This is a genomic window from Paracholeplasma morum (assembly GCF_016907055.1).
GTDB classification, from domain to species: Bacteria; Bacillota_I; Bacilli_A; order Acholeplasmatales; family UBA5453; genus Paracholeplasma; species Paracholeplasma morum.
The window spans coordinates 1-18,789 of record NZ_JAFBBG010000014.1; the positions used below are offsets into that span (position 1 = coordinate 1).

General features: G+C 35.7%; 21 protein-coding genes, 5 tRNA genes and 2 rRNA genes. 24 read left to right on the plus strand and 4 right to left on the minus strand.

All coding sequences use genetic code 11. The features are described from left to right. From JN09_RS06325 to JN09_RS06430, 22 genes are all read left to right on the plus strand, one after another. Positions 1 to 173 (plus strand): 23S ribosomal RNA (locus JN09_RS06325); the annotation flags it as partial. 29 nt (positions 174 to 202) lie between these two features. Then, positions 203 to 313: ribosomal RNA gene (rrf, locus tag JN09_RS06330) — 5S ribosomal RNA — on the plus strand. 15 nt (positions 314 to 328) lie between these two features. Beyond that, positions 329 to 405, plus strand: a tRNA-Asn gene (locus tag JN09_RS06335). Between the two features lie 145 nt (positions 406 to 550). Further along, complete coding sequence (locus JN09_RS06340; protein ID WP_204433916.1) at positions 551 to 997, plus strand: hypothetical protein; 447 nt, start codon at positions 551 to 553, stop codon at positions 995 to 997. Positions 998 to 1,030: 33 nt separating this feature from the next. Further along, positions 1,031 to 1,345 (plus strand): GNAT family N-acetyltransferase, encoded by a 315-nt coding sequence (locus JN09_RS06345; protein ID WP_204433917.1) that lies wholly within the window; start codon positions 1,031 to 1,033, stop codon positions 1,343 to 1,345. An 11-nt stretch (positions 1,346 to 1,356) separates the two neighbouring features. Further along, entirely contained in the window at positions 1,357 to 1,626 is a 270-nt protein-coding gene (locus tag JN09_RS06350; RefSeq protein ID WP_204433920.1) for a GNAT family N-acetyltransferase, read from the plus strand. 85 nt (positions 1,627 to 1,711) lie between these two features. Continuing rightward, complete coding sequence (locus JN09_RS06355; protein ID WP_204433922.1) at positions 1,712 to 3,058, plus strand: MATE family efflux transporter; 1,347 nt, start codon at positions 1,712 to 1,714, stop codon at positions 3,056 to 3,058. A 2-nt stretch (positions 3,059 to 3,060) separates the two neighbouring features. Beyond that, on the plus strand, positions 3,061 to 3,684 hold the full coding sequence (gene udk / locus JN09_RS06360) for a uridine kinase (RefSeq protein WP_204433924.1): 624 nt from the start codon (positions 3,061 to 3,063) through the stop codon (positions 3,682 to 3,684). Beyond that, the gene (gene mtnN / locus JN09_RS06365) at positions 3,681 to 4,316 is read left to right on the plus strand and encodes a 5'-methylthioadenosine/S-adenosylhomocysteine nucleosidase (RefSeq protein WP_204433933.1); all 636 of its coding nucleotides are present in this window, start codon (positions 3,681 to 3,683) and stop codon (positions 4,314 to 4,316) included. Before udk ends, mtnN begins: the two co-directional genes overlap by 4 nt. A 14-nt stretch (positions 4,317 to 4,330) precedes the next feature. Next, positions 4,331 to 4,879 carry a DJ-1/PfpI family protein gene (locus JN09_RS06370; RefSeq protein ID WP_204433935.1) on the plus strand — a complete coding sequence of 183 codons (549 nt, stop codon included), beginning with the start codon at positions 4,331 to 4,333 and terminating at the stop codon, positions 4,877 to 4,879. A gap of 70 nt (positions 4,880 to 4,949) precedes the next feature. Continuing rightward, positions 4,950 to 5,025 (plus strand) — tRNA-Glu (locus JN09_RS06375). Between the two features lie 6 nt (positions 5,026 to 5,031). Then, a tRNA-Arg gene (locus JN09_RS06380) sits at positions 5,032 to 5,108 on the plus strand. Between the two features lie 9 nt (positions 5,109 to 5,117). Continuing rightward, a tRNA-Pro gene (locus JN09_RS06385) sits at positions 5,118 to 5,194 on the plus strand. A gap of 6 nt (positions 5,195 to 5,200) precedes the next feature. Continuing rightward, a tRNA-Gly gene (locus JN09_RS06390) sits at positions 5,201 to 5,274 on the plus strand. Positions 5,275 to 5,365: 91 nt separating this feature from the next. Continuing rightward, complete coding sequence (locus JN09_RS06395) at positions 5,366 to 5,896, plus strand: NUDIX hydrolase (RefSeq protein ID WP_204433937.1); 531 nt, start codon at positions 5,366 to 5,368, stop codon at positions 5,894 to 5,896. 108 nt (positions 5,897 to 6,004) lie between these two features. After that, positions 6,005 to 6,589, plus strand: a complete 585-nt coding sequence (locus JN09_RS06400; protein WP_204433940.1) for a DUF2188 domain-containing protein — start codon at positions 6,005 to 6,007, stop codon at positions 6,587 to 6,589. A 121-nt stretch (positions 6,590 to 6,710) separates the two neighbouring features. Further along, positions 6,711 to 7,757: an LLM class flavin-dependent oxidoreductase gene (locus JN09_RS06405; protein ID WP_204433942.1), complete on the plus strand. Its 1,047-nt coding sequence runs from the start codon at positions 6,711 to 6,713 to the stop codon at positions 7,755 to 7,757. An 85-nt stretch (positions 7,758 to 7,842) separates the two neighbouring features. Then, positions 7,843 to 9,186: a dicarboxylate/amino acid:cation symporter gene (locus tag JN09_RS06410; protein ID WP_204433944.1), complete on the plus strand. Its 1,344-nt coding sequence runs from the start codon at positions 7,843 to 7,845 to the stop codon at positions 9,184 to 9,186. Positions 9,187 to 9,305: 119 nt separating this feature from the next. Beyond that, positions 9,306 to 9,854 (plus strand): DUF3267 domain-containing protein, encoded by a 549-nt coding sequence (locus JN09_RS06415; RefSeq protein WP_204433946.1) that lies wholly within the window; start codon positions 9,306 to 9,308, stop codon positions 9,852 to 9,854. Between the two features lie 73 nt (positions 9,855 to 9,927). Further along, complete coding sequence (locus JN09_RS06420) at positions 9,928 to 10,833, plus strand: ABC transporter ATP-binding protein (RefSeq protein ID WP_204433948.1); 906 nt, start codon at positions 9,928 to 9,930, stop codon at positions 10,831 to 10,833. Continuing rightward, entirely contained in the window at positions 10,826 to 11,695 is an 870-nt protein-coding gene (locus JN09_RS06425) for an ABC transporter permease (RefSeq protein WP_204433950.1), read from the plus strand. The genes JN09_RS06420 and JN09_RS06425 overlap by 8 nt, the downstream gene beginning before the upstream one ends. A 383-nt stretch (positions 11,696 to 12,078) precedes the next feature. Next, positions 12,079 to 13,356 (plus strand): MATE family efflux transporter, encoded by a 1,278-nt coding sequence (locus tag JN09_RS06430; protein ID WP_204433953.1) that lies wholly within the window; start codon positions 12,079 to 12,081, stop codon positions 13,354 to 13,356. Here the strand turns inward: JN09_RS06430 and JN09_RS06435 are convergent. Beyond that, complete coding sequence (locus tag JN09_RS06435) at positions 13,346 to 13,570, minus strand: hypothetical protein (RefSeq protein WP_204433955.1); 225 nt, start codon at positions 13,568 to 13,570, stop codon at positions 13,346 to 13,348. The genes JN09_RS06430 and JN09_RS06435 overlap by 11 nt on opposite strands. A 157-nt stretch (positions 13,571 to 13,727) precedes the next feature. On the opposite strand from JN09_RS06435, the gene JN09_RS06440 reads away from it, so the two are divergent. Continuing rightward, positions 13,728 to 14,336, plus strand: a complete 609-nt coding sequence (locus tag JN09_RS06440; protein ID WP_204433957.1) for a sugar O-acetyltransferase — start codon at positions 13,728 to 13,730, stop codon at positions 14,334 to 14,336. A 26-nt stretch (positions 14,337 to 14,362) separates the two neighbouring features. Here the strand turns inward: JN09_RS06440 and JN09_RS06445 are convergent, their stop codons facing one another. The 3 genes from JN09_RS06445 to JN09_RS06455 form a co-directional block, all read right to left on the minus strand. Continuing rightward, positions 14,363 to 15,163, minus strand: a complete 801-nt coding sequence (locus JN09_RS06445; protein ID WP_204433959.1) for a TMEM164 family acyltransferase — start codon at positions 15,161 to 15,163, stop codon at positions 14,363 to 14,365. A gap of 120 nt (positions 15,164 to 15,283) precedes the next feature. After that, positions 15,284 to 17,206, minus strand: a complete 1,923-nt coding sequence (locus tag JN09_RS06450; protein ID WP_204433961.1) for a heavy metal translocating P-type ATPase — start codon at positions 17,204 to 17,206, stop codon at positions 15,284 to 15,286. Between the two features lie 3 nt (positions 17,207 to 17,209). Further along, positions 17,210 to 17,548 (minus strand): ArsR/SmtB family transcription factor, encoded by a 339-nt coding sequence (locus tag JN09_RS06455; protein WP_204433963.1) that lies wholly within the window; start codon positions 17,546 to 17,548, stop codon positions 17,210 to 17,212. A 264-nt stretch (positions 17,549 to 17,812) separates the two neighbouring features. On the opposite strand from JN09_RS06455, the gene JN09_RS06460 reads away from it, so the two are divergent. Beyond that, entirely contained in the window at positions 17,813 to 18,763 is a 951-nt protein-coding gene (locus JN09_RS06460) for a sensor domain-containing diguanylate cyclase (protein ID WP_204433965.1), read from the plus strand. The last annotated feature ends 26 nt before the right edge of the window (positions 18,764 to 18,789 follow it).

The window sequence follows — 18,789 nt, forward strand, 5'->3', positions numbered from 1 at the left end:
ACGTACGGACGGGATAAACGCTGAAAGCATCTAAGCGTGAAGCCCCCCTTAAGATGAGATTTCCCATTAGCAATAAGTAAGTTCCCTTATAGACGATGAGGTTGATAGGCTAGGTGTGGAAGTGCGGTGACGCATGAAGCTGACTAGTACTAATAGAACGAGGACTTAACCTTACAATGAATTTATCTAGTTTTGAGAGATGTCTGGTGACGATGGCGAAGTGGACACACCTGTTCCCATCCCGAACACAGAAGTTAAGCACTTCAGCGCCGAAAATAGTAGAAGTATCTGCGAAGATAGGACGTTGCCAGGCAAATCTTAATAAAACGCCTAAATAGCTCAGTCGGTTAGAGCACCTGACTGTTAATCAGGGGGTCCTAGGTTCGAGTCCTAGTTTGGGCGCCACGATAAAAAACAAAAATCCAGTTTACGGGTTGTTTTTTTTCGAAGAAAGTAACTAAAAATCCTAATATGTATGCACTTTCATCGAAAAACCCCAACTGATAATGATGTAGAATGTTATAATTTATGTAAGGAAAGAAGGGATGTCATGCAAGCTTTGAAAAAGATTACACGCTATTTCGTTACTTTCTTTAAAGCTATATTCAGATTGATTATTGGATTAAAGACACCCAAAGGACTATTAGCACTTTTTATATCATTTTCTTTATTCTATGGATGGGGTATCGCATTCATTATCTATGGTATGATTACTTCACAAGGACGGTTTGTAACCATAGGGACTGGCGTTATGGTGTTTTGGTTAGCACCAGGTACACCGTTTTGGGCGATTGTGATTATTTCAACCTTATTCATTCAACGGGTCATCTTGAGAGATGCTAAAACACAGTCTTTCAGAAAAATCTATAATGAATATCTTGGGGCTTCAAAAGAACCATCAGATGATAAGATTATCCGTCTTGTTGAAGATAAAACAGACTTTGCAGATCCAAAACCGGAAGAACTTGAAGAGTCAAATAAGCCCACTAAAAAATGATTATATGATACAATCTTTTTGGAGGAATATATTATGAACTTTATTAAAACTAAGGAACACATTTATTTGAATGACAACCATAATGAGATGATTGCTGAAGTAAGATTTCCACTCGTAGGAGATCACTTAGTAGAAATCAATCGTACTTACGTAGATTCATCATTAAGAGGCCAAGGGGTTGCTAATAAACTATTAGAAGCTGCCTATCAACAACTAAAAGAACAAAACTACAAGGTCATTCCAACTTGTTCATACGCGCTAGCGTGGTTTAAAAGGAATATAGATAAACAAGATATTTTGAAACCTGGACTAGATTTGGACAAACTTAAAGAGGAATGTGCCATCTAAAGGAGACAACTATGGACTTTATAACAGAAAAGAATCGAATCTTTGTGTGTGAAGAGAATCAAATGATTGGAGAAGCTACTTTCCCAGAAATCGGTGATCATCTAGTAGACATTAATCACGTTGAAGTGAATCCTGACTATCGTGGTCAAGGCATCGCGAATAAACTGATGTTACTCTGTGTAGAAGAACTAACAAGACAGGGGTTTAAAGCAGTTGTAAGCTGTCCATATGCAATCAAATTTTTTAAGGACAATGAAATTTATCGTTACATACTAAAATGAGAACTTAACCGTTCTCATTTTTATTTGGATTGAAAGTTATAAGGGTTTATTATGGTATAATAAATCCGTTATTGAGGTTATAGTAATGAAGACAAAACTACAGAAAAATATATTTATTCTCACCTTACCAATATTCATCGAACTGGCATTCTTCATTTTGATGGGATCAGTAGATACCATCATGATTTCAGCCTATGAAAAAACGTTCAGTTATGCTCTTGGAAGCGTTGCAGCAGTGGGGAATGCATCTACAGTCATTAACCTATTTGGCGTGCTCTTAAACGTTGTTTCGACAGGAATTGCGGTGGTGGTCTCACAATACTTGGGTGCACAAAAAGAAGATGAAGCAAAGAAAACCATTTATACAGGTATATTCATCCAATTCTTCATTGGCCTTGGGATTGCAGCACTCTTATTATTTTTGGGAAACACATTATTTATACTAATTGGAACACCAAAAGAAATTGTTGGATTGTCCTATGATTATTTATTCTATACAGCGATATCCCTATTATTTGTCTCGATTACCAATGCAATTTCGGCTAGTTTAAGAAGTTATGGCCATGCGAAGGAAGTTACGAAAACGGTTATCGTTGCGAATGTTTTTAACGTAATTTTCAACTATATCCTAATCTATGGGTATGGATTTTTCCCAGAAATGGGGGTTGCGGGTGCAGCCTTATCGACCATGTTGATGCGCTTTTTTACGATGATGGTATCGTTTGTTTTATTAAAGAGAATCATCGGATTAAATATCTTTAAAGTATCCTATAATGGAGATTACGCCAGAAAAATCTTTAAAGTCGGCCTACCTTCTGCCCTAGAAAGTATGACTTATAACACGATGCAATTTGTGATTCTATCGTTTGTTAATAAACTAGGAACAGAGATGATTACAGCCAGAACCTATGTGAATACAATGCTTAGTTACATCTACTTATTCAGTGGAGCTTTTGCCTCAGGAAATGCGATTATAACGGGTTATTATATTGGAGAAGAAGATATTGAGGGGGCCTATAAAAACACGTTAAAAACGGTCTTATACACGCTTTCTATCGTGGGATCAGTAGTGTTGTTAGTGAATTTGTTTGCAACCCCAATAGCAAAATTCTTCACCGATGATCCACTCATTATCAAAACCATTAGACAAGTATTGTGGTTTGCGATATTATTAGAGGTGGGAAGGGCATTGAACCTTGTTGTTATTCAAGCACTAAGAGCAACAGGCGATACGACATTTCCGCTCGTCATGGCTGTATTTTCAATGCTTGGTGTTGGAATTACATGTGCGTATTTATTCAGTCAAACACTTGGACTTGGGTTATTAGGAGTCTATTTAGGCATATCAGTCGATGAGCTATTTAGGGGCTTTACAATGCTTACTAGATGGCTAAAGAAAACGTGGGTTAATAAGTCACTTGTTAGGGGGTAACTATGAAACCAGTCATTATTGCAGTAGCCGGTGGATCCGCTTCAGGAAAAACAACGGTCGTAAACGAAATACTAAGTAAACTCGACTTGACGAGTGTGGCAATCATCAAACATGATGACTACTACAAAGACCAAGAAGATATGTCTTTAGAAGAACGCTATAAAGTGAACTATGACCATCCAGATTCATTGGATAACGATCTACTCGTTAAACACATTCAAATGCTTTTGGAAGGCAAATCTGTCTTAAAACCGGTGTATGATTTTGAACAGTATACAAGAAGTAAGAACACAGAAACTGTGGAACCAAGAAAAGTCATTATTTTAGAAGGTATCTTGATTTTGACAGATGAACGAATCCGTAATTTATCCTCCATTAAACTATTTGTTGAGTTGGATGAAGACACCAGATTCATCAGACGTTTACAAAGAGACTTAAAAGAACGCGGAAGAAGTGTCGATTCTGTGATTGCTCAATACCAGTCTACCGTGAAACCAATGCATCACAAATACGTTAAGCCAACTAAGCGCTATGCCGATGTAATCATACCAAATGATTATAATCATGATGTCGCAGTAGATATTATCGTATCGAAAATAAAAATGATTTTAGAGGAGCACAAATGATCTTAATAATCGGCGCAATGGCATCAGAAACAGTAGCCATTGAAACACTCATTCAAAATAAAGAATACATCAGTATTGCAAGCAAACCAATTGTGATTGGACGAATAAATCAAACCCCAGTTATGCTAGCTACCACAGGAGTTGGCAAAGTTAATGCAGGGTTACTACTATCGGCTATTCTTGCCAAATACAAAATCGAATCAATTATTAATGTTGGCTTAGTAGGTGGTTTTAATCCACTAAAACAAGGCGAAATGGTCATTATCAACCTAGCAACCTACCATGATTTTGATTTAAGCATCTTTGGATATGAAAAAGGCCAAGTGCCTCAAATGCCTACATATTACGAAAGTGATCAAGCGATGCTTGCTAAAGCCACTAGCGTTTTGAAACTTAGTCATGTTACACTATATACAGGCGATACATTTACTACAAGTGAAATCGAACAAGGCGCATGTTGTGACATGGAAGGGGCAGCACTCTATCAAGTTGCCCATTTATATAACAAACCTATTCTTTCAATTAAGGTAATATCCGATGTGATTGGACATGCCTCTCAAATTGAAGATTACGAAGCATTTGAACACTCTTGTAGCGAGCGATTTAAAACACTAATAGGGTTAATCCTTTAAGGAGGCAGGCATTTATGCGTGGTTTAATGGTCTTATCTGATTATTGTGAAGATACTGAAGCTCTTTCTACTAGAGCACTTTTAGTACGTTCAGGCATTCATATTGATACTGTAACCATCAATGAATCTAAGCGTATCACTACTGCGTATGGTCTAGAAGTGAAAGTCGATTATCATAAAGATGAAATCGATCTAGATGATTATCAGTTTTTAGTCATTCCAGGAGGCAAGTATGTTTCCATGATAATTGATAAAGATACCTACATTAAATCCTTATCAGCATCCTTTAAATTAGAAAATAAACTGATTGCTGCTATATGTGCAGGTCCTCGTTTTTTAGGTGAAATGGGTCTACTTAAAAACACCAAGTATGTGATTTATCCAGGCTTAGCGGAAGATACTTTTGAAGGGTTTTACCAACCCCACCTTAAAGCGGTCACTGACGGCCTTATAATCACAGGAAGAGGCGCTGGTTGTACAGTTGATTTTGCCTATGAAATCATCAAATTTATTAAGGGTGAAGCCTTCGCTAAATCAATTTTAAAACAGATTGCTTTGGATTGAAAAAAGTTATCAAAAAATATTGACAAACGTATTTTTGATGGTATAATTATAAATGCGCTTGTTCAAATATGGCCCGTTGGAGAAACGGTTAACTCACATGCCTTTCACGCATGCATTCACGGGTTCGAATCCCGTACGGGTCACCATTAGTTGTACTCATAGCTCAATTGGATAGAGCGTTTGACTACGGATCAAAAGGTTGGGGGTTCAAGTCCTCCTGGGTACGCCATTATTTTTTCGGGAAGTAGCTTAGCTTGGTAGAGCGCCTGGTTTGGGACCAGGAGGTCGCAGGTTCAAATCCTGTTTTCCCGACCATCTTTTGCGGGTGTAGTTCAATGGTAGAACCTCAGCCTTCCAAGCTGATGACGCCGGTTCGATCCCGGTCACCCGCTCCAATTGATGATATAAAAGTCTGTCTATATTAGATGGACTTTTTTTTATAATTACACTATAATCCTTGTAGAGACTTATAAAGTAGGTGATGACGTGTTTAATGAAACAAAACTGGAAATCTTTGAAGCTTGTGACAAAGATGGTAACAAACTTGGCCTGGATATGGTTAGAGGTGAAGACCATGAAGATGGGCATTATCATGAGGTAGTAGAAATACTCGTAGTCAACCATTTAAATCAAGTGTTAGTTACGAAACGAGATGATAAAAAGCTTTTCCCTTTATACTGGGAAATTACTTGTGGGTCTGTCATCAAGGGCGAAACCACTTTAGAAGGTGCTAAGCGTGAGCTTCTAGAGGAAACTGGGCTGAATGCTATAAACCTTACTTTAATTTACCGTTCTGTTGAAGGGGATGCTTTATTTAGAGGATTCATTACCCAAGTAGATTCAGATAAAATCACCTTACAAAAAGGGGAAACCATTGACTACAAATGGCTAAATCCTTGTGACTTTATCGAGTTCATTAATCGTGAGGACTTTATACCACACGCCCGTAGACGTATCCTTTGTGCTTGGTACTTAATAGAACCGATATTGTTTAAAAACGAAGATCCTGAATGTTAATAAGAAGTGCGAAAGCACTTTTTTTTCATATAAATGCATAAAAATCCTTAAAAAGTTGCATTTAAAGCTAAAATGTGCAAGAATAAATATAAAAGGGGGATGTCAAATATGTCAGATGTATTAGAGTATATTCAAGATAACTTATGGATTGTTGCGATAGCAGCTGTTGCTTTAATTGGGTTGTTAATATTAGCTTTTAGAAAGAGACCAAAACAGACAAAAGTAGAACCTGTTAAAGTCGAATCACCTGTAGAGACATTTAAAGAACCTGTTAAAGAAGAAGCCTTAAAACCTATTGCTGAAAAAGAACCAGTAAAAGAACCAAAACCGGTTGTTGAAAAGGAAAAAGAAGAGATACCTTCTAAACCAGTTGAACCTAAGAAGGCAAAACCAGTTAAAGAGGCGTCTAAAGCTAATGAGAATGAATCTAATGAAGACGATGACCCTTCCAAGGATGTTGTTACACTAGATAAACCTGCGAAATACCACGTCTCACAAAACAAGGATGAAAAGAGTCCTCATTATAAGAAATGGCGTGTGCGTAAAGAAGGGTCTAAAAAGACCATTAAGTTCTATGAGACTCAGAAAGAAGCGATTGAAGTTGCTGAAGATTTAGCATTTAAAGCAGGAACAACCATTGTTATCCATAAGGTGGATGGATCCATCCGTAAACAAGACTATACTAAGAAATAGTCCTTCATTTTATCAATAGAAATATACATAAAGGTGGTCTAGTAATAGACCATCTTTTTTTACCTAAAGCAAATCATTAGATACTTCGAATTCGAAATGATATACTGATTTTGGTGATAATATGGAGAAATTTGAATTAGGAATTACAACCTTTGCAGAGGTTATGATAGATCCAATTACAGGGTATAAACCTACATACGATGAACGCATTAGACAAATAGTAGAAGAGATCAAACTAGCAGATGAGGTTGGGCTAGATTATTTTGGTGTTGGTGAACATCATAGAAGCGATTATGCAGCATCAGCCCCACACATGATTCTAGCAGCTGCAGCCCCACTAACAAAACATATTAAATTAGGCAGTGCCGTAACAGTTTTATCCAGTGAAGACCCAGTTAGAGTCTATCAAAACTTTGCAACATTAAATGCGCTTTCTAATGGGAGAGCAGAAATTATGGCTGGAAGGGGTTCATTTATCGAATCATTCCCGCTCTTTGGTTATAACTTAAGAGACTATGATTTACTATTTAAAGAAAAACTAGAGTTATTAATCAAAATACGTGATAACGAGAAAGTCTCATTTGATGGCAAAACAAGACATGCCATCCAGAATTTAGGTGTGTACCCACGCACAAAAGACTTAACCATTAGCGTGGCTGTGGGGGGAACCCCTGAATCTGTGGTAAGAGCAGCAAACTATGGGTTACCATTGTTTTTAGCCATTATTGGTGGGTCTCCAAGAGCATTCAAAGGCTTAGTTAATCTTTATGATCAAGTCTATCAAGAAAAGGGACATGACCCTCTAAAACGCTTCGTTTCAGTACATTCCCATGGGTTTATTGCTGACACATTTGATGAAGCATTTGAAACTTATTATCCTTCTATGGAACAAGCAATGAATACCATTGGTAAAGAACGTGGCTGGTCAAGATACACAAAAGCTTCATATGAAGCATCCAACAGTATGGAGGGAGCACTATTTGTGGGCGACCCTGAATATGTTGCGAAAAAGATTCTCCATTTAAGAAAGACGCTTGGCATCAACCGATTTGCACTTCATGTACCTGTTGGGGCTCTCAGCCACGACAAAGTACTTCATGCGATTAGACTTTTGGGAACTAAGGTAAAACCGCTTATTGAAGACGCTATCAAGAAGGAATCCATATAAAAGTCGATTCTTTATTTTGAATGATTAAATCATTTGATTTATAAAACATAACTTAATATAATTTGATAGACACAGGAGGATTATTATGTTTGCAAATTTAAAAATTGATTCATGGCAAAAAGCCGTATTATACGTTATTACAGTGATTGCGATTGTTTTATTACATTATATGGCGAAAAAGAGAGTTAAGTTCTCTTATAGAGTACTAGTTGCACTTGGACTTGGTTTATTAACAGGTCTTGCATTAGGTAGTGTTTCAACAACCATTAGACCTATTGGACAACTATACGTTAGATTGATTTCTATGGTGGTTATTCCACTCGTATTTGTATCAATCCTAAGAAGTTTTACTCAATTAGGAACAGAAGATAAACTAAGCCGTATTTCGGTTAAAGCATTGTTTTGGCTATTATTTACAACAGCGATTGCAACCATTTTAGGGTTAGTTGCTGCACTTGTGTTTGAACTTGGCAAAGGCTTTGATGTATCAGATATTGTCTATACTCCAAGAGAAGTAACCCCAATTGAGACGGTTATTTTAAACTTATTCCCAAATAACATTGTGGCGCATATGGTTAACAACCAAATGATTCCAGTGATTATTTTCGCAGTATTTATTGCGATTGCGATTAATTATGAATCCAAGAAGAGAAAAGAAACCGTTAAACCTGTACAAGACTTAATTGAAGCTTCTTCAAGAATCATGGTCGGTGTTACAAAGATGGTTATTAAGTTTACCCCTTATGGCGTATTTGCTTTAATGGCAAATGCTGCTGGTAGAAACAACCTTGAAACGCTTAAATCATTAGGTGTCTATATCATCTTAATGTATGCAGTGATGCTCATTCATTTTATCGTAGTACAACTTGGCTTAATTACATTTGTAGGCAAGTTAAGTCCTGTTCAATTTGTTAAGAACATTTACCCTGCTCAAGTGGTTGCCTTTACTTCTCAAAGTTCATATGGCACACTGCCAGTAACAGTTAAATCTCTTACTGATAGAGTAGGGGTATCTGAAAACATATCATCCTTTGTTGCTCCACTTGGCGCAAACATCGGGATGAATGCTTGTGGAGGAATATTCCCTGCAATGGTGGCAATATTTACCGCAAACGCATTTGGCATTAACTTACAGTTTACAGACTACGCATTAATCGTATTAACAACCACGATTGCATCGATTGGTATTGCTGGGGTTCCGGGTATTGCGACCATCGCAGCAACCGTTGTTCTTGCAACTCTAGGGCTACCAATTGAAGGTATTGCATTAGTTGCTGGTGTCGATGCATTAATCGATATGGGTAGAACAATGATTAACGTTACCGGTACTGCAGTAGCAGCTACACTGACAGCCAAGTCAGAAAAAGAACTTGATTTAGAAGTATTTTACAAAGATAAACGTGAAGCAGAAGTCATTGTAGAAGACTAACCACAATTAAACCGAAGAATAAATAAAGATGATGTCTAAAAAAACATCATTTTTTTCTTTATTTTATAATTTAAACGTGTATAATTAAACCGTATACGACGTGTCTAAAAGGAGATAATATGGGATCTTTATTAAGTCTGCCAAATGATTATGATTTAAAGGAAGAGATTAACTTAATGACCAATAAGAGACAGTTTTTCTATGTTAACTTATGGTCTGTGTTGGTTATTTTACCAGTATTATTGTTGTTGTTTTTTGTGGATTTTGATCACTTTGAGATTTTTGATTTATTTATTGGGTTTGGATTATTCTTCCTAATAATCATTATTCACGAATGGATACATGGTCTATTTTTTAAGCACTATTCTAAACAAAAGGTTAAGTACAAATTTCATGGGTGGGCTGCAAGTGCCTCAACGCCCGGTGTCTTTTATTACAAGAAAAGCTATATCGTAATTGGCTTATCACCAGCTGTTATTATCAATGGCATTTTACTGATTATTTTCTTTCTAGTAGAGCCTGCAAGAGTCATGACTTTTATTTTACTCGCAATGCATTTTTCTGGTTGTGCAGGGGATTTCTATGTTGTTTATAAATTGCGTAAATATTCAAAAGAGACACTTATAGAGGATACTGGTGTCGGGATGAATCTATTTACCAAACAATAATCTATATAAAGGTATTTCTCGTTTACTACAAGGTATACAATAGGTTTTTATAAAATAAGTGAGGTGTGTTTCAATGGATGTTATTTTAAGTGTTTCACATCTAAAGAAAAGTTTCGGAGATATTAAAGCCGTTGACGATATTTCTTTTGATGTAAGAAGGGGCAGTTTATTTGCCTTCTTAGGTCCAAATGGTGCTGGGAAATCAACTACAATCAATATGATATCTACATTACTTCAAAAAGATGAAGGCGATATCTTGTTGAACAATCAAAAGGGAGAAAACTATTTCCGTAATAAAATCGGGGTTGTTTTTCAATCGAATATTTTGGACAATGATTTAACCGTAAAAGAAAACTTATTATATAGAGGCGCTCTATATATTAATGACAGAGCGGGTGTTTTGAAACGTTATGAAGAGTTGAAGAAATATTTAAAATTGGATGAGTTTGAAAACCAAAGATTTAAGACATTATCAGGCGGACAAAAGCGTCGCAGTGAGATTGCGAGAGCCCTTTTCTCTAACCCAGAAATTCTCTTTTTAGATGAACCCACAACCGGGTTAGATCCTGAGACACGTAAAGTGGTATGGAAAGTCATTGATGATTTAAGAAAAGAAAAGAATATGACTATTTTCTTAACGACACACTACATGGAAGAAGCTGCGATTGCGGATCATGTTGTCATTATTAATAAAGGTAAAATCGTTGCTGAGGGCACACCTAATGAGCTTAAGGATAAATACTCATACGACAGACTTAAGATTGTGCCTAATGATAAGAAGGAACTTGTAGCCTATTTGGATAAGATTAATAAACCATTTATCAAAGTAAGCGATGAATACATTATGCAAGTAGATGAAGCCGTTGAAACCATCGACATCATCTGCCATCAAAAGAGTAATATTAAACAACTAGAGGTCATCAAAGGGACAATGGATGATGTCTTTATTAGAGTCATTGGGGGTGAAGAACATGTATGATTTACAAGGGTTAATTCTTAGAAACATTAAAACGTTTATAAGAGATAAAACAGCTGTGTTCTTTTCATTTCTTAGTGTAATTATACTATTGGCTTTATATTTCTTATTCATTGGAAAACAATACACTTCAGGGGCTGAGTTTGATGCCATGGATGGTAATCTTAAAACATTTTTATCTACCGGTGTCATCATGGGTGGCGTACTCGTCGTTAACTCGATCAGTTTATCACTAGGTGTTATGGGAAATATGATTACTGACATTGAACAAAGAAAACTAGAAGGGTTCTTAGTGACCCCAATAAAGAGATATAAAATCGTATTATCTTACTTCATTTCATCGATTTTAGTCACATTTGTTCTTACTTTAGTAATGTGGTTCTTAACCATCCTATATGTCGGAGTGATTACTGGCTATTGGTATTCTATTGGAACGATTCTATCTATATCGTTATTAGTCTTCTTATATACATTTGTGTCATCCAGCTTTATGATATTCATCGTGTCTATGTTAAAGACAGTGAATGCATTTAGTACCGTTGCAGGTGTGCTTGGAACGGTTGTCGGATTCATATGCGGTATTTACATGCCACTTGAAGTATTAGGAAAAGGTGTAGCGAAGTTCTCTTCACTCGTGCCTTTCACACATATGACTATTTGGTTAAAACAGATTATTTTGAGCGAACCTTATGGTGAACTTAATCCATTGCTCGTTAAAGAACTAGAAGTCTTCTATGGCACTTTAGAAATTGGTGTACTTGGTTATGAAGTTAACCCGATTTGGATTGCCATTGGCATTACAGTTTTCTCTATTGGCTTATTAGCGATTTCATATCGTAACATGAGTAAAAAACTTGTTAAATAGAACCGGTCAAACGGTTCTTTCTTTTTTGGTCGTATGATTGCAATTCAGTTGGGCTTCACCTTCGAATTTGATACAATTAATAAGAATAATTAAAGAATACACTTTCATTCAAACACGTAAAAGGGTCAAATATTTTGAATGAGATCTTTATACCACTTTCTACGATGGTGTTCTTTCCAGCATTCTTAATAATAAACTTACTAATAATCCCATTTCATGCGATTAGAGTCTTTAATCGTAAGTAGGGTTTGTGTTATAATACAGTTAATGATTAATAAGAAAAACGTGGGGTTTGCCACCGGGTAAACTTCAGGTGATAACCATATTCCGTTAGGTCTAAGAAGGAATATGATTATCACCTTTTTTAGGATTGGAGCGGTAAAATGATAAAACAAGTTTTAAAATATACCAGTTTGAGTGTTATTGGGATGTTATCGATCTCTGTTTATATATTGGTAGATACCTTATTTGTCTCAAATGTTATTGGCCCATTAGGCCTAGCGTCACTCAATTTAGCGATTGTTGTTTTCAGTTTGATTACTGGGATTGGTCTAATGATAGGAATTGGTGGGGCTACCCTATTCATTCAAAAGAAGGACAATAAGTTTTTCATGCTATCACTTATCTTAGGGATCCTATTTGGTCTAGTATTTCTTGTGATTGGAGTATTCTTTCCTGATCTGGTTGTAAGACTACTACAAGCAGATAATGAAACGTATCAGTTCACCTATGATTATGTTAGAACAATTATGATTTTTACACCAGTATTTATGACAAATAATGTCTTAATATCATTTGTAAGGCACGACAAGAATCCTAGACTTGCGATGACAGCGATGGTAGTTAGTAGCGCGGCAAACATTTTTCTAGATTATCTGTTTATGGTGCCACTTGGAATGGGAATGTTTGGAGCAAGTTTTGCAACCTCGCTGTCATCACTATCCTCAATTGGACTATTGATGACACATTTCTATAAAAATAAATCAAGAACCCTTAGTCTAGTCAAAGCCAAAATAGTGGTTAAAGATTTCTTAATGATTCTTAAAAATGGTATTGCCTCATTTGTTAATGAGTTTTCTCAATCCATAACGCTATATTTATTTAATATAGTGATTCTTTCCATCCACGGTAATTTAGGCCTTAGTGCTTATGGTATTATTGCCAATATCTCATTAATTGTGTTTGCGGTTATGACAGGCATAGGACAGGGATTACAACCAATCATTGGCAGGTACTATCGCAAAAACGATCATGTTAATCTATATAAGACGATTAGAGCTGGCTTATGGATGGCATTTGGATTTAGTCTAATCATGTATTTATCCCTAAGTTTATCTAGCGAATCTGTTATTAGGTTGTTTGTAAACGATGATGTTGTCATCGGCCTTTCTAAAAACGCATTGAGAATCTACTTTATAGGGTTTTTATTTGCTTCTGTGAATGTGATTGTTGGATTGTCTTTAAATGTCTTAAATGACGCAAAAAAAGCCTTCTCGATATCTATTCTAAGAGGCTTTCTGTTAAGTATTCCGTTTTTATTGATCTTCAGTAAGTTTTTTGGATTTGAGGGCGTATTTCTCTCTTTCGTTATTACTGAATTAGTCGTTTCAGTGATTTCTTTAGTTGCAATTAAGTTGAAAGAAAGACAAATCACTCAGTAGTATTAAACTCAAATTGGATGAACGCATTATAGCGTTCATCTTTTTTTAACAGTGGAAGTGGGGTTTTTAGATTATGAATCCCATTTGGTGCGTATTGAAACTCTAATGCGACACCGGCAAATAACCCATTTTCTGGGTAGTTTGGTAGTAGTTTGGATGGAAGGTTATGTGTATACAACACCATTGAAATTAAGCATTCAGATACTAAAGGCATATATTTAGATGGTGTCCGTATAGTAGGCAGTGTAATTCCCCACAAAGATGATAAGAACCCTGTTAGGGTACAAGTTTTCATCTAATTCTCCTGTGAAGAAGGCTAACTTAGCCTTTTTCTTTTGTTGATGATATAATTATTAAGAAATGAGGTCACTATGAAAACAGAAAAAGAACGAATGTTAGAAGGTAAACTCTATAAATCATCAGATCCGGAACTAGTAAAAATCAGTCGTAAATCTCGACAATTACTAGATGACTTTAATGCGACTTCACACACTGATTTTGACGCTAGATCTTCAATTATTAAAGATGTATTTGGGTCTGTTGGGAAGAACCCTACAGTCAATAAACCCTTTTACTGTGATTATGGGATTAATATCCATGTAGGTGATAATTTCTATGCTAACTTTGACTGCATTATCCTAGATGTGAATAAAGTCACAATTGGGAATAACGTGATGTTTGCGCCAAGAGTAGCTATTTATACCGCAACACATCCAATCGATGCCGTTATTCGAAATGAATACTATGAACTAGGACTGCCAGTTAAAATCGGTGATAATGTTTGGATAGGTGGAAGTGTTGTGATCAATCCAGGTGTTACCATTGGCGATAATACAGTGATTGGCTCAGGGTCAGTGGTCACGAAAGATATTCCCGCAAATGTGGTTGCAGCCGGTAATCCTTGCAGGGTGTTAAGACCAATAACAGATGAAGATAAACGCTATTGGACAGAAATGAAAAAAGAGTATGAAAACACATAAAAAAAAGGTCATTTGACCTTTTTTTGTTAGTTTAATTCAGATTTGGGTCTTAATACAATCAGTTTTGAGACATTTGTAATGATTAACACGGTTAAATAACTTGCGAAGCTAAAACCAGCAATGTATACAATCATATATACAAAGTGTGGAACGTGAGGTTCAACAATGGATAACACAGGTAGGTTACCTTCAAACCTCGGATTGATGAAAAACATATTAAACGTCCCATCATGAATGAAGAGATTAAACATAAAGTTTAAGAAGATAGCGATTATAACCAAAGCAGTGAAAGTCATTCCCGCTTTGATGAAAGTCTCTTGATTGAATCGAATCTTTGTAAGCATTAAGCTGACACCAATGATTGCCATGAAGCCGTGATGAACCATTGTTTGGATGTTAATACCAATGGTTGAAACAAATACTGTAGATGGATATAACATGACTGCCAAACCGGCAAATGCCCCATAAGTTGCTAAAAACGCAACGATATAACGATCTAGTTTCTTATTCTTAGATAAACCATATAATGTATATAAATACATAGGCGTAGAGCAAAACTGGAATGGGAAGGCATACCATTGATACTCACTGGCTTGATAAGTGAAAATAACTTGCTTATAGACTTCAAGCAGAAGCATAATAATGCCCGCGATTAATAAGACTTTTTTGGTTTGATGAACGTTTGATTTTTTGAAGTAGCGTACTAATAGTATGATACCAATAACCATTAAAACCAAAGATATGTATTGAAACCAACTCTCGGACCATGAACCATACAACTGTGGTTCATTCATCTCAGAGTCAAGAAATTTTAAAATAGATTTCATAGAGACCTCCAACGATAACAATCAAAAATAATTATATCATATCTAGTTTTATTCGCGATCACAATGTAATTAAAAAAACACATAAAACTATAGTTAGTAATATGTGTTTCATGAATTTGGTTATTTGATGGTTTTGAGCAGTCTTAACGCATTTAGTATTACAACCAATGTACTTCCTTCATGGATGAAAACTGTAAAACCGATATTATTGAGTTCAAATAGATTTAAAACCAATAATAATAGAACAACCCCCATAGAAAATAGGATATTCTGCCAAACAATTCTTCTTAATTTTAATGACACTTTGTGTGCATAACTTAGTTTCGATAGGTCATCTTTAAGGAGGATTATGTCTGAAACATCCATCGCAATGTCTGTCCCTCTACCCATAGATACGCCTATATCTGCGCTCATTAATGCAACAGAATCGTTAATCCCATCCCCTGTCATTAATACAGTCTTAGATTCTTTTTGATACGCCTTGATTAAGTCATTTTTATCAATCGGAGATAATTGGCTCTTGATTTCATCAATCCCAACCATTTCCCCTACTTTCTTAGAGACACTGTAAGTATCTCCAGTAAGCATAACGGTTTTGATGTTTTTTTGTTTAAAGTATGAGATTGCGTCTTTTGAGTCTTCTTTGATCGAATCTTCTAAAGCAATCATCATTTTAACTATTGGGTTTCCAAAGAAGAATACCGTTTTGGATTCATTTAAGTATTGTTCTTTTAGAACCTTAAATGCCTCAGGCATTATACTAAATAACGATTCATTACCGATGATATAAGGCGTTTCATCTATAATAGTAGATAATCCGCTACCTACTTCATTTTGGATGGTTAAAGAACGGATAGAATCAACCTTAAAATGAGCAACAATCGATTTTGCAATCGGATGAGTTGAGTACGATTCCATAGAAACAAGTATTTGAGTGAGTTCATTTTTCTCTTTTAGAGTTAAAGAGGCATCATAATATACATCAGTGACAACTGGTTGTCCAGTTGTAATCGTCCCAGTTTTATCCAAAGCAACTATATCTACATCTGCTAAATTGGATAAGTACGACCCACCTTTGATGAGTACGCCCTTCTTGGCTAGGTTTGACATCCCTGATAAAGTGGCTGGAATGTCTGTTACTGCAAGCGCACAAGGCGATGAACCGATGATGAAAATCATGGTTCGGTAAAAACTGTCCATTAAGTTCAAATCAAATAAAAACCGCATTACTAAAAAGAATACTGGCGCTAACAGTAAAATGATTGTTACATAGATGGGTTCGAATTTTTTGATCAGTTTCGCTTTCTTGGATATGTCTTTTTGAGCGCTTGTAACGAGTTCTGTAATCTTATTATAAATAGAGTCTTTTGGATCTTTAGTAATCCTAACTTGAATCTGACCGTTATGATTGATGGTTGAACCATAGACAGTATCTCCAATAGACTTATCCTTTGGCATGGATTCTCCAGTAATACTGGATTCATTTACTGAACTATGACCGAAGACAACAACACCATCAGAAGGAATTTGATCGCCATCAAGAACCAATACGATATCATCCAGTTTGAGGCTTTCTGCATCAATAATTTCAGTTGAACCTTCTTTAACTAATCTGGCCATTTTAGGTTTCAGTTTTATCAAGTTTGAAAGTTCCTTATGGCTCTTGCTATCTGCATAATCTTCTAATATATGCGAAAAAGCAAATATAAGGATTAATAAAGCAGCTTCATCAAAGGCATTGATGATGATTGCCCCAATTGCCCCAAGAACCATCAATAGATGGATGTTTGGAATGAACCGTTTATGGTGAATGCTATGTAGGAGTGTTTCAACCAAACCCTCATAAATTACATGGTGTCCACTGATAAGGATTGCGAGTGTAAGTATAGTGTTTTGGACTAAAGTATCCTTAATCCAAAAACTCACTATATAGAGAATAAACCCAATAATTAGCCCGTATATAGGGTTTAACTTGTGATGACCGTGACTATGATTGCCATGACCTTGATGGTCATGGTTTTGATTGTCGTGATGATGTCCCATAGGTTACTCCTTCACGTGTTCTAGTGCCTGGTTGAAGATATCATAAATATGATGGTCAACCAAAGAGTAGAAGATGGTTTGTTTCTCGCGTCTGCCCTTGATTAGATTCATATCTTTAAGTTGAGCTAATTGGTGTGATATCGCACTTTGAGTCATGTTTAGAATAGAGGCAATGTCATTAACGCAAACCTCATGGGATTTAATTGCGTATAAGATTTTGATGCGTGTTTCATCAGCAAACACTTTAAACAGTTTAACCATTAAAGTTAAATCTTTAGTATCTTTCATGTTGTCTTTGATGGATTCAATGATTTCTTCGTGTTTATTACATGTTTCGTGCATAAGAATTCTCCTTTATGAGTATATGAGCATATATTCATACAATATACTTTTGATTTAATATTGTCAATCGTTAGAAGAAAAATTAATAGGTATTTCAATTTATCGGAAAGTATGTTACTATTTAAAGATAAATTGAGCAGTCGTGCTCGATATAGCTTCTTGTAGATAAAAACAGGGTTTTATCGATTTTGTGGTCTATTTGTCCAAAAGGCCAGCGTATAACCAATAATGCTGTTGGATAATTATTAAAAGGAGAGGATCTATATGTCGTTATTAAATGAGTTAAAGTATTTCCGCAATTTTAAACTTTTGGCTTCAGATTTTATTAGTTTAGCTCAAGAGATCATTCCTGATAAAGTCATTTTCATTAATTATCTTGATAACATCAGACAAGTTACTCTCAAGGTATCCAATCATGATCAGGCAGTAAACGTCATTGAGTCGACTTTAATTCCTGTTGACCAAGCAATCTGTAATCAAATTGATTATCAAAATAGAACCCCACTGATATTAGAAGACATCAAAAACGCAAACTTACCGGAAAAAGTCATGTCAACCGTTGAGAATCTTAACATTGGGTCTTACTTAGGTATTCCTATTGTCTTAGAAAACGGACAAAAATTTGGTGCGCTTTGTGTTGTTGATGAGGGTACTTCTAAGTTTAATGAAAGAGAGATTAGTCTCTTAGAAAAACTCGTTAGACTATTTAGCTATTATATTGAACTTGAAAGCATCGCTTATAAAGACACTTTAACAGGACTTTATAACGCAACCTTTTTTAAGAATTACTATAAAAACCAAAGACCAGAAAATGGCGCTTTATTTATGATTGACTTAGATGATTTTAAAACAGTTAATGATACACATGGACATCATTTTGGTAATAAAATACTGAAAACACTCGGACAAAAACTGCTAAGTGTTTCAAATAAATACCCTGATAGTGTAGCGATTAGATTAGGTGGAGATGAGTTTTTACTGATCATACCGAACTTGTCAAAAAGAACTGAGTTAGAGCGTCTTGCCAATCAACTGGTTAATCTATTAAGTGTATGGACGCCACTCTTAGAAGCGAATACCCTAACGGCGAGTATCGGTGTTATAAGATACGATAATGTGGACTATGATGGATTCGTGTCACTAATGAATAATGTTGATGTCGCATTGTATAATGCGAAAAAACAAGGTAAAAATAGAGCTTCCATATTTGAATAACATGATCAAAAAATGCCTCCACTATG